This is a genomic window from Anaerotignum sp. (assembly GCF_051877975.1).
Classification (GTDB): domain Bacteria; phylum Bacillota; class Clostridia; order Lachnospirales; family Anaerotignaceae; genus Anaerotignum_A.
In genome coordinates this window covers 1-1945 of record NZ_JBJEJK010000040.1, presented here as the reverse complement: position 1 = coordinate 1945, position 1945 = coordinate 1, and the positions used below count along the sequence as shown (strand labels likewise).

General features: G+C 45.8%; 3 protein-coding genes. 1 reads left to right on the top strand and 2 read right to left on the bottom strand.

All coding sequences use genetic code 11. From position 1 onward, the window contains the following. A partial coding sequence (locus tag ACI39P_RS06805; RefSeq protein WP_439719918.1) for a GNAT family N-acetyltransferase occupies positions 1-397 on the top strand: 397 nt, incomplete at its 5' end. A gap of 422 nt (positions 398-819) precedes the next feature. Here ACI39P_RS06805 and ACI39P_RS06800 read toward each other — a convergent pair. Together ACI39P_RS06800 and ACI39P_RS06795 are read right to left on the bottom strand one after the other, a co-directional pair. Further along, positions 820-1578 (bottom strand): DUF4825 domain-containing protein, encoded by a 759-nt coding sequence (locus ACI39P_RS06800; RefSeq protein ID WP_439719917.1) that lies wholly within the window; start codon positions 1576-1578, stop codon positions 820-822. Next, on the bottom strand, positions 1578-1945 hold a 368-nt coding region (locus tag ACI39P_RS06795; protein WP_439719916.1), incomplete at its 5' end, for a helix-turn-helix transcriptional regulator. The genes ACI39P_RS06795 and ACI39P_RS06800, both read right to left, overlap by 1 nt.

Genomic DNA, 1945 nt, shown 5'->3' with positions numbered 1-1945 from the left:
CATGGCATATAACCATGCATGGGGCGGAACCATTGCTTTTCCGGAAGAAAAATGGCGTGACTGGTATGATCGCTGGATTAATAGGCCAGACGGGAAGAGATTTTATCGCTACCTGATAAGGGAGGCGGATCAGGAATTTGTAGGAGAAACTGCATATCACTATGATGAAACCAAGGAAATCTATCTGGCAGATGTGATCGTTTTTGCAAAACACCGCGGACATGGTTTTGGGGAAATGGGTCTGCAGCTACTATGTGAAGCAGTAAAAAATAATGGTGTGAAGGTACTTTATGATGATATCGCGATAGACAATCCGGCAGTTAAGATGTTTCTTGGGCAGGGATTTGCGGAAGAATATCGGACGGATGAAATTATTATGTTAAAGAAAGAACTGTAGAAAAAGGGGTGGTTGATTTCTCAACCACCCTGATGTATAATCTACTTGAAGGTAATCGGATGCGAGTCCGATTTGCCCTCAGTTTTGGGTTAAAAGATTAGCACCCTACACTTTGGACGGTAGAAGGGTGCTATTTCTTTTTGTTATGAATATCTATGTAAGATAGTGCCGCAAAAATTACTAGCAATAAAGTGAGTACTTCCATTGTGTTCATATGGGCATCCCTCCTTCGTAATACTAGAGGGCATCATATCATCGGAAAATCGCACCCGAACTTCTTTCGATTACACAGCTATATTATAGCATAAGCAGAATATGGGTTTAATCGAACAAACTGAAAAAAATATATAAAGAAAATGGAATCTCCCGCGGGCGATTCCATTTTTCTGTATCCAGGTGTCAGCGACAAATCGCAGGCGCCTTTATTCGTAGAATTCTTCCAAAAACTCCTCATCCGTAATCCGTCTTTGCACGGAACTTCCCCATCGATCTGCATCCAGCAGGGAGGCTAAGTCCTCACCCAGGATTTCTTCCACCAGCTCTCTGGTAAAGGAAAAAGTATCCCCTGGGAATTCATAGGTTACAGCAGCCAGATTGTCGATGGAAGCCATGGCAGCAATGGTGTTATACACCAGGTCCTGCCGCACTTTTTCCTCTCCGATATCCCAGATGGGCTCCAGATAGTTCACGGTCAGGGTGCAGGTATCGGGATCAAGCTCGTATTTTTTTTCGACATTTCCCATTGGAAGATGCTGATAAAGTCCCGCCACATTGGAAATGTCGCCAACATAAGCCGAGCGGTAGTCGACAATGGTGGAAATGTCGTGAGTTGGTGCATTCCAGTTTGCCGGATCCTGCGCTGGCTGTGCGCGGTAACGTATGGCCAAGATCCACAGGAACAGGAAGAAAACAAAAAAGGCAGCAGCCAGGATGATCAGGTTTCGGCGCAGCCGTTTGGTCTTCTTCGCCGGCTGGGGGCGCTTTTCTTCTAACAGACCTTCCAGGGAAGGCAGGCTTTCCTTGGCCTTTCGGATGGCCTCATCTTCACTCATGCCTTGGAAGACCAGGTCATTTTTCTTTGCGATCATATTGCTGAGGATCTCTTCTTTCAGATCCGCTGTTTCAGAAGTTTCTTCCCGGTCGGAAAACAGTTTTTCCACATAGTCACGTAATTCATCCATTACTGTGCACCTCCTAACAAAAGCTGATCCAGGATTTTTTTGGCGTGTTGCCACTGGCTGATGGAGCTTTCCAGATTGGCCAGTCCCTGTTGTGTGATGGAATAGTATTTGCGCCGGCCGCCCTGGGACTCGTCGCCCCAGTAGCTAGTGATATCGCCTTGCTTTTCCAGGCGCTTTAAGCTGGTGTAAAGGGAAGGCTCTTTTAACTCATATTCTTCATTACTGCGTGAAAACACAGCTTTCATGATCTCGTATCCGTAATTGTCCCCGTCCCGTAAAATTTTTAAAATAATCGTATCGATATGTCCGCGAATAAGATCGCTGTTGATTGTCTGCTCCGGCATTTTCTCACCTCCGCAAACACAGT

What these genes read in the sequence shown, in the direction of transcription:
- ACI39P_RS06800 (WP_439719917.1), bottom strand. Translation starts at nt 1,578, where the DNA reads ATGGATGAATTACGTGACTATGTGGAAAAACTGTTTTCCGACCGGGAA.